We start from the raw sequence: 13,566 nt of genomic DNA on the forward strand, positions 1-13,566 counted from the left end.
CATGAACCTCGCCGCCCCGCCCGCCGACCCGACCGACCGCTGGCGCGACCGCACGCTCAGCCCCGAGGAGCGCGCGCACGCCCTGATCGCCGAGATGACGCTGCCGGAGAAACTGGCCCAGCTCGTCGGCGTCTGGGTCGGCGCCTCCGACGAGGGCGGCGACGTCGCCCCGCACCAGCACGACATGGAGGAGGCACCCGACCTCGACGACCTGCTCCCGTCCGGACTGGGCCAGTTGACCCGGCCCTTCGGCACCGCACCGGTCGACCCGGCGCTGGGCGCGCTCTCGCTCGCCCGCAGCCAGCAGCGCATCGCCGCCGCCAACCGGTTCGGCATCCCCGCCCTCGCCCACGAGGAGTGCCTGGCCGGGTTCGCCGCCTGGGGCGCCACCGCCTACCCGGTGCCGCTCTCCTGGGGCGCCACCTTCGATCCGGACCTGATCCGGCGGATGGCCGCGGCCATCGGCCGCGACCTGCGCGCGGTCGGCGTCCACCAGGGCCTCGCCCCGGTCCTCGACGTCGTCCGCGACGCCCGCTGGGGCCGGGTCGAGGAGACCATCGGCGAAGACCCCTACCTGGTCGGCACGGTGGCCACCGCCTACGTCCAGGGCCTGGAGTCCGCGGGCATCGTGGCCACCCTCAAGCACTTCGCCGGCTACTCCGCCTCGCGCGCCGGACGCAACCTCGCCCCCGTCGGCATGGGCACCCGCGAACGCGCCGACGTGATCCTCCCGCCGTTCGAGATGGCGGTGCGCGAGGGCCGCCCCCGCTCAGTCATGCACGCCTACACCGACACCGACGGCCTCCCCTCGGCCGCCGACGAGGCGCTGCTCACCGGGCTGCTGCGCGACACCTGGGGCTTCGAGGGGACGCTGGTCGCCGACTACTTCGGCATCGCCTTCCTCAAACTGCTGCACGGCGTCGCCGGGGACTGGGCCGAGGCGGCGGCCCTCGCCCTGGCCAGTGGCGTGGACGTGGAGCTGCCCACGGTCAAGACCTTCGGCGACCCGCTGCTGCGCGCCGTCGAGGACGGGACGGTGCCCGAGGCGCTGGTCGACCGGGCGCTGCGCCGGGTGCTGGTGCAGAAGGCCCAACTCGGCCTGCTGGACGAGGACTGGGACGCCGTCCCGGCGGCGCTCTCCGGCCGCCCGCTCGACGACCCGGCCAGGCTGCGCGGCTCGGTCGACCTGGACGGCCCGGAGAACCGCGCCCTGGCCCGGGAGATCGCCGAGCAGGCCGTGGTGCTGCTGCGCAACGACGGCACCCTGCCGCTGCGCCACCCCCGACGGATCGCGCTGATCGGCCCCAACGCCGACACCCCGACCTCGGTGCTCGGCTGCTACGCCTTCCCCGTGCACGTCGGCAGTCAGCACCCCGAGGTCCCGATCGGCATCGAACTGCCGACGCTGCGACAGGCGTTGGCGGCCGAGTTCCCCGGCAGCGAGCTGCGGACCGTGGCCGGGGCGAGCATCGACGGGCCCGACACCTCCGGCTTCGCCGAGGCCGTCGAGGCGGCCCGGCGCGCCGATGTCGTGATCGTCGCCCTGGGCGACCGGGCCGGCCTGTTCGGGCGCGGCACCAGCGGCGAGGGCTGCGACGCCGAGTCCCTGCAACTGCCCGGCGTGCAGCAGCAGTTGCTCGACGCCCTGCTGGACACCGGCAGGCCGGTGGTGCCGGTCCTGCTGGCCGGCCGGCCGTACGCGCTGGGGCGCGCGGTGACCGAGGCGGCGGCCCTGGTGCAGACCTTCTTCCCCGGCGAGGCCGGCACCGAGGCGGTCGCCGCCGTGCTCAGCGGACGGACCGACCCCTCGGGCCGACTGCCCGTCAGCATCCCGGCCCGTCCGGGCGTCCAGCCCTCCACCTACCTCGCCGCCCGGCTGGCCGGTCCGAGCGAGGTGTCCAGCACCGACCCCACCCCCGCGTTCGGATTCGGGCACGGCATCGGCTACACGACGTTCGCCTGGACCGACCTGGAGGTGGAGCAGGCCGTCACCACGACCGACGGGGCGGTCGGCCTCGCCTTCACCCTGCGCAACACCGGCGGCCGGACCGGCAGCGAGACCGTCCAGCTCTACCTGCACGACCCGGTCGCCAGCGTGGTCCAGCCGGTGCAGCGGCTGATCGGCTACCGGCGGATCACCCTCCCCGCGGGCTCGCGGACCCGGCTCCGGGTCGGCGTCCCGGCGGACCTCGCGTCCTTCACCGGGCGCGACGGGCGACGGATCGTCGAGCCGGGGGAGTTGGAGCTGCGCGTCGCCGCCTCCAGCACCGACATCCGGCTCACCGCGACCGTCCGGCTGGAGGGGCCGGTCCGCGTCCTCGACCACACCCGGCGCCTGCACCCGACGTTCCACCCCGCCTGACCCGGACACCCCCGGGGGTGCGCACCCCCGGGGGTGCGCACCGCAGGTGATGGCACCGTACGCACCTTCCCACCCACGACACACCCGAACGGAGAGCCCGTGTTCCGCTTCCGCTCGTTCACGTCCCGCTTACTGGGACTGCTCGCCGCGCTCGGCCTCACCCTCGGCCTCGGCCTGCAGGCGGCCCCGCAGGCCGCCGCCGCGTCGCTGACCCAGATCACGAACTTCGGCACCAACCCGACGGGTCTGCTGATGCACCTGTACGTGCCGAACAACGTCAGGCCCAACCCGCCGATCCTGCTGGCCCTGCACGGGTGCCAGGGGAGCGGACCGTACATGTACTCCAGCACCGACTTCGGGTCGCTGGCCGACCGCTACGGGTTCCTCGTCATCTACCCCTCGACGAACCCCGGCGGGAGCTGCTGGGACGTCTCCTCCGACCAGGCGCTGACCCGCAACGGCGGCAGTGACCCGGTCGGGCTGATGTCGATGATCACGTACACGGAGCAGCACTACGGCGGCAACCCCGACGCCGTGTACGTGACCGGGGAGTCGTCGGGCGGGATGATGACGAACGTGATGCTCGCCGACTACCCCGACGTGTTCAAGGCGGGCGCGGCGTTCATGGGCGTGCCGTACCACTGCTTCTACACCGGCACCGTCCGCGGCTGGAACGGCCCCTGCGCCCAGGGCCAGGTCTCCATGAGCCCGCAGCAGTGGGGCGGCCTGGTGCGCGCGGCCGACCGCGGCTACACCGGTCCGCGCCCCCGGGTGCAGCTGTGGCACGGGACGGCCGACACCATCCTCAGCCCCCACAACCTCGGTGAGGAGATCAAGGAGTGGACCGACGTCCTCGGCGTGAGCCAGACCCCCTCGGCCACCGACACCCCCGCCGCGAACTGGAACCGCACCCGGTACGCCGACAGCGCCGGAGTCACCCGTGTCGAGGCCTACAGCATCGCCGGGGCCGGGCACCAACTGCCGGTGCAGGGGACGGCCATGGCGGCCACCGCGGTCCACTTCATGGGCCTGGACGGGGGGACGTCCGGCGGCGGCACCACCGGCGCGCTGAAGGCGGTGGCCGCGGGCAAGTGCCTCACCGACGCCAACGGCGCGACGCTCGGCACGCAGCAGCAGATCCACGCCTGCAACGGCGGTGCGAACCAGACCTGGACCCGTACGGCGTCCAACCAGCTGACCGTGACGGTGGGGGGCAGCACGCTGTGCCTGGACGCCGAGGGGCACGGCACCAGCCCCGGCACCAAGGCGATCGTCTGGTCCTGCAACGGCCAGGCCAACCAGCAGTGGCAGCTGAACCCGAACGGCACCGTCACCGGGGTGCAGTCGGGGCTCTGCCTGGACGTGGCCGGCCTGGCCACCGGCGACGGCACGCCGGTCCAGCTGTGGACCTGCAGTGGCGGCGGCAACCAGCAGTGGAAGCTGGGCTGACACCGGGCGCGCGACTCCCCGCGCGCCCGGCTGCGACCGCCCGGTCGTGACGGAGTCCCACCACCACCCGGCCCCGTCCCCGGCGCCGGTCTGCCCGCCGCACCCCCACGGTGCGGCGGGCAGCCGGGTCGGGTCGGGCTCAGGCGCAGTCGGCGCCGTTCAGGGTGAACCGGGCCGGTGCCGGGTTGGCGCCGGAGTACGTCGCCTGGAAGCCGAAACTCGTCGCCGCGCCGGGCGCCAGGGTGCCGTTCCAGCCGGCGTCCCGCGCGGTCACGGCGGTGCCGGACTGGCTCGCCGTCGCCTTCCAGGCGGTGGAGATCCGCTGGTCGCCCGGGAAGCTCCAGCCGAGCGTCCAGCCGGAGACGGTCGAGGTGCCGGTGTTCCGCACGGTCACGGTGGCGGTGAACCCGGTGCCCCAGGCGTTGTCGATCGCGTACGCCACCGAGCAGGACGCCGTGGGCGCCGACGTCCGTCGCTCGGCGGCGAACGCGGCCAGCCAGGCCAGCGAGGCGTTCCAGTTGATCGCGACCTCGTTGGTCGAGTACGAGCCGATGTCGTCGACGTAGCAGGCCGCCGGTGCGCAGCCCGCCAGTCGCTCCTTCGCCACCGGGTCCTCCAGGGCGGCGTCCGGGCCGCCCGCGAAGGAGCCGGCCGGCGGGTGCGGCAGCGAGGCGTCGTTCTGGTGCGCCCAGAACCGGTGGTGCTGGTTCTCGGAGGCCCGCTCCCCGTAGCCCGAGACGTAGGAGCGGTCCAGGGCGTTGCGGCCCAGCAGGTAGTCCATCGTCTCCAGGGCGCCGGTCCGGTAGCGTACGGCGCCGGTCAGGTCGTAGGCGACGGCCATCACCATCGCGTTGTCGGCGACCGCGCTGTTGGAGCCCCACACGTAGCCGTCGGCGGGGATCGGCACCGCGTAGCCCTGGTCGGCCATGGTGGACAGGTAGCCGTCGGCGGCCGAGGTCAGCAGCCCGCGCAGCCGGCTCACGTCCTCGGCGGGCAGGGCCACGCCGGGCACGGTGGCCAGGGTGATCCGGCCGAGCGTCGCGGTGCCGCCCCACCAGAACGCGTCCACCGGCTTGGTGTGGTGCGGCGAGGAGGTGACCGCGTCACGGTACTGCGACTCGCCGGTGGTGGCGAGGAGTTCGGCCGCCGCCCAGTAGAACTCGTCGGAGACGTCGGCGTCCTCGTACGCGCCGCCGCCGGTGTTGTCGGCCGCCGTGGCGAGGACGTTCGGATGGGCCCGGGCCGCCGTCCAGGCGCGGCGGGCCGCGTCCAGGCAGCGGGCGGCGAAGGCGGCGTCGTACGGCGCGTAGACCCGGGCGCACTGGGCCGCGGTGGCGGCCAGGTTGAGTGTGGCGGCCGTCGACGGCGGGTGCAACTCGCGCTGTTGGTCGTCGAGTTCGGGCCTGGTCGGCAGGCCGGTCCACTGCGCGTCGTGCACCTTGTGGAAGGCCATGCCGGCCATCGGCCTCCCCTCCGGGACCTGCATCCGCAGCAGGAACTCCAGTTCCCAGCGGGCCTCGTCCAGCCGGTCCGGCACCCCGTTGCCGCGCTCGGGAACGCGCAGCGTGGAGTCCCCGAGGACCGCCGCGTCGCCCGAACGCCGGGCCCGCTCGAAGGAGTTGACCAGCTCCCAGGTCGCGATGCCGCCGTTGACCACGTACTTGCCCTGGTCGCCGGCGTCGTACCAGCCGCCGCGGACGTCCGCCCGGTAGTCGCACACCCCGGTCTGGCACGGCACGCTCGTGTCGCCCTTGTTCGGGGCCACCCCCAGGTGGCCGGCGGGGCGGGCGTACGCGCTGCCGGCCAGGGCCGCGTCGATGGCGATGCCGCTGCGCTGTTGGTAGAAGAACGACATGCTGTCGGCGCGCAGCCCGTCGTACAACGTGGTCGAGATGTCGAACGGGTGGCTCGCCGAGCCGTCCACGACCAGGGTGAAACCCGTGCCGGTGCCGGTGTACGCGCCGAAGTCCACCAGGTGCGTGGACTGGCCGGAGGCCCGGTCGGCGCCGACCACGGTGGTGGTGCCGGCGGCGACCTGCGCACCGGAGGGGCCGCGCAGCTGCCAGGGGAGCGGGGCGGTCGCCGAGCTGACCACGGTGGCCCGCTTGGGGCCGTCCGGCAGGTAGCCGAGCTGGTTGACGCGGACGGGGAAGTCGGCGGCCGTGACGACCGGGTGGGCGGGGGTGGCGGTGGCGGCGTGGGCCGGGGCGAACGCGGCGGCGCTCAGCCCAGCCGCGGCCAGGGTCAGGCCGGTCAGCGCGGCGGCCGCGCGCCGGGGCAGTCCGTAGCCGGAGGGAACGGGAGGCATGGGTGGGAGCCTTCCTTCGGAGGGGACACGGGGGTGGGGCCCTGAACACGGGGGAGCCGGAGCACGGGAGGCCGGTGCACGGGAGCCGGGTGCACAGCAGTCGAGTGCATGGGAGCGCTCCCATCGTCCACATGAAGCCAGCCCGGCCATCGGAGCGTCAAGAGGCCGTAACAGACCGGAAATTGGTCAGGACCTCGCCGCGCCGCAGGTCAAGATTGAGTAACGGGCAGGAGCGGGTCTTGTCGCCCCGATTGTTAGCGTTAACAATCTCGACTCAAGCGCAACAAGCGTCACCACCGCGGCCGATGGACGGAGTGGTGGCGCGCCGCCCCTGGGCCGCACCGCGGCCCCCAGTCGTCTCGCCCCACCCCGTGAACGCGGGCCGTTGCCGCCGTCCGTGCGATCGACGATCCCGAGAGGAAGTCCCCACATGTCCAAGAGAGTTGCGTCGGTCCTGGTCGCCGGTGCGATGGTCGCCGTCCTCGCCGCCTGTGGTTCCGGCGGCGGAGGTTCGGCAGGCCAGGGTTCCGGCCACAAGCTCGTCGTGGGCTTCTCGCAGGTCGGCGCGGAGAGCGGTTGGCGCACCGCCAACACCAAGTCGATCCAGGAGGCGGCGAAGAAGGCCGGCGTCGAGCTGAAGTTCTCCGACGCGCAGCAGAAGCAGGAGAACCAGATCAAGGCGATCCGCTCGTTCATCCAGCAGAAGGTCGACGTGATCGCCTTCTCGCCGGTGGTGGAGTCGGGTTGGGACACCGTCCTCAAGGAGGCCAAGGACGCGCACATCCCGGTCATCCTGACCGACCGCGCGGTGGACTCCAAGGACGAGTCGCTCTACGTCTCCTTCCTCGGCTCGGACTTCGTCGAGGAGGGCAAGAAGGCCGGTGACTGGCTGGTCAAGGAGTACGCGGCCGCCAGTGGTGACGTGAACGTCGTCCAGTTGGAGGGCACCACCGGTTCGGCGCCGGCCAACGACCGCAAGGCCGGTTTCGCGGACGCCGTCAAGGGCGAGCCCAAGTTCAAGGTGGTCGCCTCGCAGACCGGCGACTTCACCCGCGCCAAGGGCAAGGAGGTCATGCAGGCCTTCCTGAAGTCCCAGTCGAAGATCGACGTGCTGTACGCGCACAACGACGACATGGCGCTCGGCGCGATCCAGGCCATCGAGGAGGCCGGCAAGAAGCCGGGCACCGACATCAAGATCGTCTCGGTGGACGGCGTCAAGGACGCCTTCACCGCGATGAGCCAGGGAAAGATCAACTTCGATGTCGAGTGCAACCCGCTGCTCGGCGACCAGCTGATGGACCTGGCGAAGAAGGTCAAGGCGGGTGAGCAGGTGCCGCGCCGGATCAAGACGGAGGAGGGCACCTTCACCCCCGAGCAGGCCACCGCGGCCCTGCCGAACCGCCAGTACTGACCCGCACCGCCGTGCGGGGCCGCTCCCGCGGTCCGGCCCCGCACGGTCCGGACGCGTCCCGCCCCAGGGCGGGACGCGTCCGGGACACACGAGAGGAGAACCGGGGTGCGGCAGCAACCGGTCCTGGAAGTCCGGGGGATCCGCAAGGAGTTCCCCGGGGTGGTGGCGCTGGACGGGGTCGACTTCCGGCTCTTCCCCGGCGAGGTGCACGCCCTGATGGGGGAGAACGGCGCCGGGAAGTCCACGCTGATCAAAGTGCTCACCGGCGTCCACCCGGCCGACGCCGGCGAGGTGGTGCTGGCCGGCCGCCCGGTGCGGATCGCCGGGCCGCTGCAGGCCCAGCAGGCCGGCATCAGCACGGTCTACCAGGAGGTGAACCTCTGCCCGAACCTGTCGGTCGCGGAGAACATCTTCATCGGCCGTGAGCCCCGCCGCCTCGGCCTGGTCGACTGGGCCACGATGCGCCGCCGGGCCGCCGACCTGGTCCGCGAACTGGACCTGGACATCGACGTCAGCACGCCGCTGAACAGCCACTCCATCGCCGTCCAGCAGCTGGTGGCCATCGTCCGCGCCGTCGGCGTCTCCGCCAAGGTGCTGATCCTGGACGAGCCGACCTCCAGCCTGGACCGCGACGAGGTGCGCCAACTCTTCGCCGTCATGCGGCGCTTGCGCGACCAGGGCGTGGCGATCCTGTTCGTCTCGCACTTCCTCGACCAGGTCTACGAGATCTGCGACCGGATGACCGTGCTGCGCAACGGCCGGCTGGAGGGCGAGTACCTGACCGAGGAGCTGAGCCAGGTCCAGCTGGTCTCCCGGATGATCGGCTCCGAGCTCGCCGAACTCACGGAACTCGCCGGACACGCCGGACCCGAGCGCCTCGACGGGGACACCTGGCGCGAGCACGCCGCCTCGGCCGACGCGGTGGCGTTCCTGCGGGCCGACGGACTGACCCGCCGGGGCGCCGTCGAGCCGTACGACCTGGAGATCCGGTCGGGCGAGGTGATCGGACTGGCCGGGCTGCTGGGCTCCGGGCGGACCGAGGCCGCCCGGCTGCTGTTCGGCGCCGACCAGAGCGACGGCGGCACCCTGCGGATCGAGGGCGCCGAGACCGTCCTGCGCAGCCCGCGCGACGCGATCGCCCGCGGCATCGCCTTCTGCTCGGAGGACCGCAAGACCGAGGGCCTGGTCGGCGAACTGACCGTCCGGGAGAACATCGTCCTGGCCCTGCAGGCCGCCCGGGGCTGGGTCCGCCCCCTCTCGCGCACCGCGCAGGACGAGTACGCGCTGCGCTGGATCCGCGCCCTGGACATCCGTCCCGGCAACCCCGAGGCGCTGGTGCGCAACCTCAGCGGCGGCAACCAGCAGAAGGTGCTGCTCGCCCGGTGGCTGATCACCGACCCCAAGCTGCTGATCCTGGACGAACCCACCCGCGGTATCGACATCGGGGCGAAGGCCGAGATCCAGAAGCTGGTGGCCAACCTCGCCGAGGACGGCATGGCGGTGCTGTTCATCTCCGCCGAACTGGAGGAGGTGCTGCGGCTCAGCCACCGGGTCGCCGTGCTGCGCGACCACCGGATGGTCGCGCAACTCGACAACGGCGGCGATCTCACCCAGGAGCGCCTGATGGCCACGATCGCGAGCGGAGCTGACCGATGACTACGGCAACGGCGGTGCGCCGTCCGGTGATGGCCATGACCCGGTTCCGGCTGTTCTGGCCGGCCGTGGTGCTGGCCGTCCTGCTGGTCGCCAACCTCGCCTTCACCCCCGACTTCTTCGCCGTCCACGTCCAGGGCGGCCACCTCTACGGCTCCCTGATCGACATCCTGCACTTCGGTGCCCCGCTGATCCTGGTCTCCCTGGGCATGACCCTGGTGATCGCCACGGGCGGCATCGACCTGTCGGTCGGCTCGACCGTCGCGATCTCCGGCGCCCTGGCCTGCCTGCACATCAGCCGCTCCGCCGACCCGGGCAGCGTCGGCACCGTGCTGACCGCCGTGGCCATCGCCCTCGGCAGCGCGCTGGTGCTCGGCCTCACCAACGGCGTGCTGGTGGCGAAGGCCGGCGTCCAGCCGATCGTCGCCACCCTGATCCTGATGGTCGCCGGGCGCGGCGTGGCCCAGCTGATCACCGACGGTCAGATCATCACCGTCACCAGCGATCCGTACAAGCTGATCGGCGGCGGCTACTGGCTGACCATGCCGTTCGCGATCCTGCTCAGCGCCGTGGTGGTGCTGGCCACCGTCCTGCTCACCCGCGCGACCGCGCTCGGCCTGCTGCTGGAGTCCGTCGGCGGCAACCCGGTGGCCAGCCGCCTGGTCGGCATCCGGGCGGTGCGGCTGGTGGCCCTCGTCTACGTGTTCAGCGCGCTCTGCGCCGCGCTGGCCGGACTGATGGTGTCCTCCAACGTCTCGGCCGCCGACGGCAACAACGCGGGACTGTGGATCGAACTGGACGCCATCCTCGCGGTGGTGCTCGGCGGGACCTCGCTGAACGGCGGCCGCTTCTCGATCGGCGGCACCGTGCTGGGCGCGCTCATCATCCAGACGCTCTCCACCACCGTCTACACCATCGGCATCCCGCCGGAGACCACCCTGGTGTTCAAGGCCTTCGTGGTGATCGTCGTCTGCCTGATCCAGTCGCCCAAGTTCCGTGCCACGTTCGGCGCCAGGTTCGCCGCCCGTGGCGGGCGGACCCGGCCCAGCACCCGGCCGCTTGCCGCGGCCCCCATCGACCGGGAGGTCGGCGAATGAACGCCAACGCCCTGCTGACCCGCCTGCGCGGGCAGATCCCGCTGCTGGTCACCGCGGTCCTGCTGGTGTCGATGTTCGGCGTCGGCTCGGTGAGCTACGACGGCTTCTTCTCGGGCCAGGTCGTGCTCAACCTGCTGATCGACAACGCGTTCCTGCTGGTCGTCGCGGTCGGCATGACCTTCGTCGTGCTGACCGGCGGCATCGACCTGTCGGTCGGCGCGGTGGTGGCGCTGTCCACCATGGTCTCCGCCTGGCTGGTCGAGCGGCACGGCTGGCCGCCGCTGCTGGTGATCCCGCTGGTCCTGCTGATGGGCACCGCGGGCGGCTGGCTGATGGGCTGGGTCATCCACGTCTTCGAGATCCAGCCGTTCATCGTCACCCTGGCCGGCATGTTCCTGGCCCGCGGCCTGTGCTACACGATCAGCATCGACTCGATCTCCATCACCGACCCGCAGTACACCGCGATGGCGCAGACCCGGATCCCGCTCGGCAGCCTGTTCGTCTCGCCGAGCGCGGTCATCGCGCTGCTGGTCGTCGCCGTGGGATTCGTGGTCCTCCACCACACCCGGCTCGGGCGCAACGTGTACGCGCTCGGCGGCAGCGAGCAGTCGGCACTGCTGATGGGCCTTCCGGTCCAGCGGACCAGGACCACCGTCTACGCGATCAGCGGCTTCTGCTCCGCGCTCGGCGGCGTCCTGCTCACCTTCTACATGCTGTCCGGCTACGGCCTGCACGCGGTGGGCCTGGAACTCGACGCGATCGCCGCGGTCGTCATCGGCGGCACCCTGCTGACCGGTGGTTCGGGTTACCTGCTGGGGACCCTGCTGGGCGTGCTGGTGCTCGGGCTGATCCAGACCGTGATCAGTTTCCAGGGCACCCTCAGTTCCTGGTGGACCCGCATCGTCATCGGCGCCCTGCTGTTCGTCTTCATCGTCCTGCAACGCCTGATCACCACCCGCCGCCCCCGACGGTGAGACACCCTCGACCCTGAGACGCTCCCGACCGTGAGACGCCCTTGACCGGCGTCGCCGCCGCCCGGCCACCACTGGTGGCCGGGCGGCTCGTTTCGCACGGCGAAAAAAATCTTCGCGGTCCGGGGCAACCTTTCCGGCGGCGGTGGCAACCGGGTGGTGTCCGGACAGGCGGTCCGGTCGGAGGCAACGGCTGAAAGTGAGCATCGACATGTTTCCTCGCCCGTCCACGTCGTCGGAGGCGTCGCCCGGCGGCCGCGCCCGCCGCAGGGACGCGTTCCGCCCGGCCGATCCGGGGCGGCGGCAGACGCACCGTCGCCGTCGGTTGTACCAGCGCCGGAGTCTGTGGGCGGCCGTCGGCCTGGCGGTCGTGGGCGCCTCCGTGGCCGTCTTCAACACGGCCTCGGCGGGCACCGTGACCGTGGACACGAGCCCCTGGTACCTGCTGGTCAACCGCGGCACCGGCCAGGTGCTGGACGACTACGGCTACGGCGCGTCCGACGGTGCCGCGGTGGTGCAGTGGAGCCGCACCGGCGAGGCGAACCAGCAGTGGAGGTTCATCGACGCGGGCGACGGCAACTACCGGCTGCAGAACCGGTACTCCGGCAAGGTGCTGGACGACTACGGCTGGTCGAAGTCCGAAGGCTCCCAGGTGGTGCAGTGGAGCGACCTGAACGGGGCCAACCAGCAGTTCCACCTGGAGAAGTCGTCGGACGGCTACGTCCGTCTGATCAACCGCTTCAACGGCAAGGCCGTCGAGGTCCCGCTCGGCTCCAAGGCCGACGGGGGCCGCATCGCCCAGTACCACGACTGGAACGGCGCCAACCAGCAGTGGCAGCTCGTCCCGGTGGGGAGCATCGGCGGCAGCGGGAACACGGGGGGCGCCGGCAACGGCGCCCCGCCCACCAAGCCCGCCACTGCGGGCGGCAGCGCTCCGACGAGCCAGGCCCCGAGCGGCAACCACCCGACCTCGGTGCCCCCGGTGCCTCCGGTCGGCGGCAACCACCCGACCTCGGCGCCGCCGGCGCCTCCGGCCGGCGGCGGCAACCCGGCGAAGAGTTTCCTGGGCAGCACCACGATGCTCATCGGCGGCTCGATGTCCGACGCCTCGTCGAACGCCGCGCCGTTCGACGTGCAGTACGCCTACGTGCACAGCCAGCCCGCGCCCTCCTCGGACTACTACACGGCGGCCCGCTGCCAGGACGCGTGGTCCGGTTGGTGGGGTTGCTGGACCGGCAGCACCACGGCGCCCGGCACGTACGTGACCTACCGGGACGCCAAGGCGGCTCAGGCGACCTACCAGGGCAAGCCGCGCCCGCAGAAGCAGCTCTGGACCTGGTACTCGCTGCGCGACCTCGGCGACGCGGCGGGCCAGGGCGACGGTCCGGGCGAGGTCCAGGCCATCAACAGGGCCGACCTGCTCACCCGCTACCTGAACGACTACCGCTTCTTCCTCCAGAAGATCGGCACCTCGCAGGACATGATCGACCTCGAGCCCGACTTCTGGGGCTACGTCCGCTCGCTCGGCAACCCGCACCAGGTCGCCGCACAGGTCAAGGCCGCGAACCCGACGGACTGCGGCTCGCAGGAGAACAGCGCCGCAGGCCTGGCCCAGTGCCTGATCGCGATGGGGCACAAGTACGCGCCGAACACCGGCGTGGGCCTGCACCTGTCCTGCTTCGACTGGCAGCAGAACACCGCGCAGTGCGTCAAGGACTACGCGGACCTCGGGGCGAAGAACGCCGACTTCCTGGTCACCGACGTGACGGACCGCGACGCGGGCTGGTACGCGCTGCCCGCCCACGGCAGCCGTGACACCTTCTGGAACGACCAGAAGGGCTTCGCCGCGCTCGCGTTCTACAAGACGATGGCCGAGTCGGTGGGCAAGCCGGTGGTCCTGTGGCAGATCCCCCTGGGCAACATGGCGCAGAACAACACTCCCGGCCACTACAAGGACGACAAGGTCGACTGGTTCTTCTCGCACCTGGACCAGGTGGCGAACGCCCACGTCGGTGGCCTCCTGTTCGGCGCCGGCTGGCAGGAACAGACCACGGTCGAGACCGACGGCGGAAACCTGATCAACAAGACGATCGCCAACCACAACGCGGGCGGCACGCCGCTCAAGTAGCCGCACGCAGCCGGCGGCCCATCGTTCGGTGGGCCGCGTCCATCCCCGTCAGCCGCCGAGGTGGGGGGGCCCGCCCCGGGGGCCCCCCCCCGCGCCCCCCCGGGCCCACCCCCCCGGGGGGGGGCCCGCGTAGGAGGTGTTTGGGGGATGGGTGGGGGGGAGCGGGGGGGGCATCCGGCCGAGAAGG

General features: G+C 72.1%; 8 protein-coding genes. 7 read left to right on the forward strand and 1 reads right to left on the reverse strand.

Annotation, left to right across the window (positions count from 1 at the left end):
- The first annotated feature begins 1 nt into the window (after position 1).
- Positions 2–2,362 carry a glycoside hydrolase family 3 N-terminal domain-containing protein gene (locus tag ACIRD3_RS19505; protein WP_402217951.1) on the forward strand — a complete coding sequence of 787 codons (2,361 nt, stop codon included), beginning with the start codon at positions 2–4 and terminating at the stop codon, positions 2,360–2,362.
- A 99-nt stretch (positions 2,363–2,461) separates the two neighbouring features.
- A complete protein-coding gene (locus ACIRD3_RS19510; RefSeq protein WP_402217953.1) occupies positions 2,462–3,811 on the forward strand; it encodes a PHB depolymerase family esterase in 1,350 nt (449 codons plus the stop codon).
- 139 nt (positions 3,812–3,950) lie between these two features.
- On the opposite strand, the gene ACIRD3_RS19515 is transcribed toward ACIRD3_RS19510, so the two are convergent.
- Complete coding sequence (locus tag ACIRD3_RS19515) at positions 3,951–6,119, reverse strand: glycoside hydrolase family 9 protein (protein WP_402217955.1); 2,169 nt, start codon at positions 6,117–6,119, stop codon at positions 3,951–3,953.
- Between the two features lie 430 nt (positions 6,120–6,549).
- On the opposite strand from ACIRD3_RS19515, the gene ACIRD3_RS19520 reads away from it, so the two are divergent.
- From ACIRD3_RS19520 to ACIRD3_RS19540, 5 genes are all read left to right on the forward strand, one after another.
- Complete coding sequence (locus ACIRD3_RS19520) at positions 6,550–7,530, forward strand: ABC transporter substrate-binding protein (RefSeq protein WP_402217958.1); 981 nt, start codon at positions 6,550–6,552, stop codon at positions 7,528–7,530.
- 105 nt (positions 7,531–7,635) lie between these two features.
- A complete protein-coding gene (locus ACIRD3_RS19525; RefSeq protein WP_402217960.1) occupies positions 7,636–9,186 on the forward strand; it encodes a sugar ABC transporter ATP-binding protein in 1,551 nt (516 codons plus the stop codon).
- Positions 9,183–10,280 carry an ABC transporter permease gene (locus ACIRD3_RS19530; RefSeq protein ID WP_402217963.1) on the forward strand — a complete coding sequence of 366 codons (1,098 nt, stop codon included), beginning with the start codon at positions 9,183–9,185 and terminating at the stop codon, positions 10,278–10,280. Before ACIRD3_RS19525 ends, ACIRD3_RS19530 begins: the two co-directional genes overlap by 4 nt.
- Positions 10,277–11,254, forward strand: a complete 978-nt coding sequence (gene yjfF, locus ACIRD3_RS19535; protein ID WP_402217966.1) for a galactofuranose ABC transporter, permease protein YjfF — start codon at positions 10,277–10,279, stop codon at positions 11,252–11,254. Before ACIRD3_RS19530 ends, yjfF begins: the two co-directional genes overlap by 4 nt.
- 322 nt (positions 11,255–11,576) lie before the next feature.
- On the forward strand, positions 11,577–13,379 hold the full coding sequence (locus tag ACIRD3_RS19540) for an RICIN domain-containing protein (protein WP_402217969.1): 1,803 nt from the start codon (positions 11,577–11,579) through the stop codon (positions 13,377–13,379).
- Positions 13,380–13,566: the final 187 nt, after the last annotated feature.

It is taken from the genome of Kitasatospora sp. NPDC093550, assembly GCF_044764985.1.
In the GTDB taxonomy this organism is placed as follows: Bacteria; Actinomycetota; Actinomycetes; order Streptomycetales; family Streptomycetaceae; genus Kitasatospora.

Excerpts from the sequence above, each read along its gene's own strand:
- ACIRD3_RS19530 (WP_402217963.1), top strand. The coding sequence starts at position 9,183 with ATGACTACGGCAACGGCGGTGCGCCGTCCGGTGATGGCCATGACCCGG.
- ACIRD3_RS19505 (WP_402217951.1), top strand. The coding sequence starts at position 2 with ATGAACCTCGCCGCCCCGCCCGCCGACCCGACCGACCGCTGGCGCGAC.
- ACIRD3_RS19520 (WP_402217958.1), top strand. The coding sequence starts at position 6,550 with ATGTCCAAGAGAGTTGCGTCGGTCCTGGTCGCCGGTGCGATGGTCGCC.
- yjfF (WP_402217966.1), top strand. The coding sequence starts at position 10,277 with ATGAACGCCAACGCCCTGCTGACCCGCCTGCGCGGGCAGATCCCGCTG.
- ACIRD3_RS19515 (WP_402217955.1), bottom strand. The coding sequence starts at position 6,119 with ATGCCTCCCGTTCCCTCCGGCTACGGACTGCCCCGGCGCGCGGCCGCC.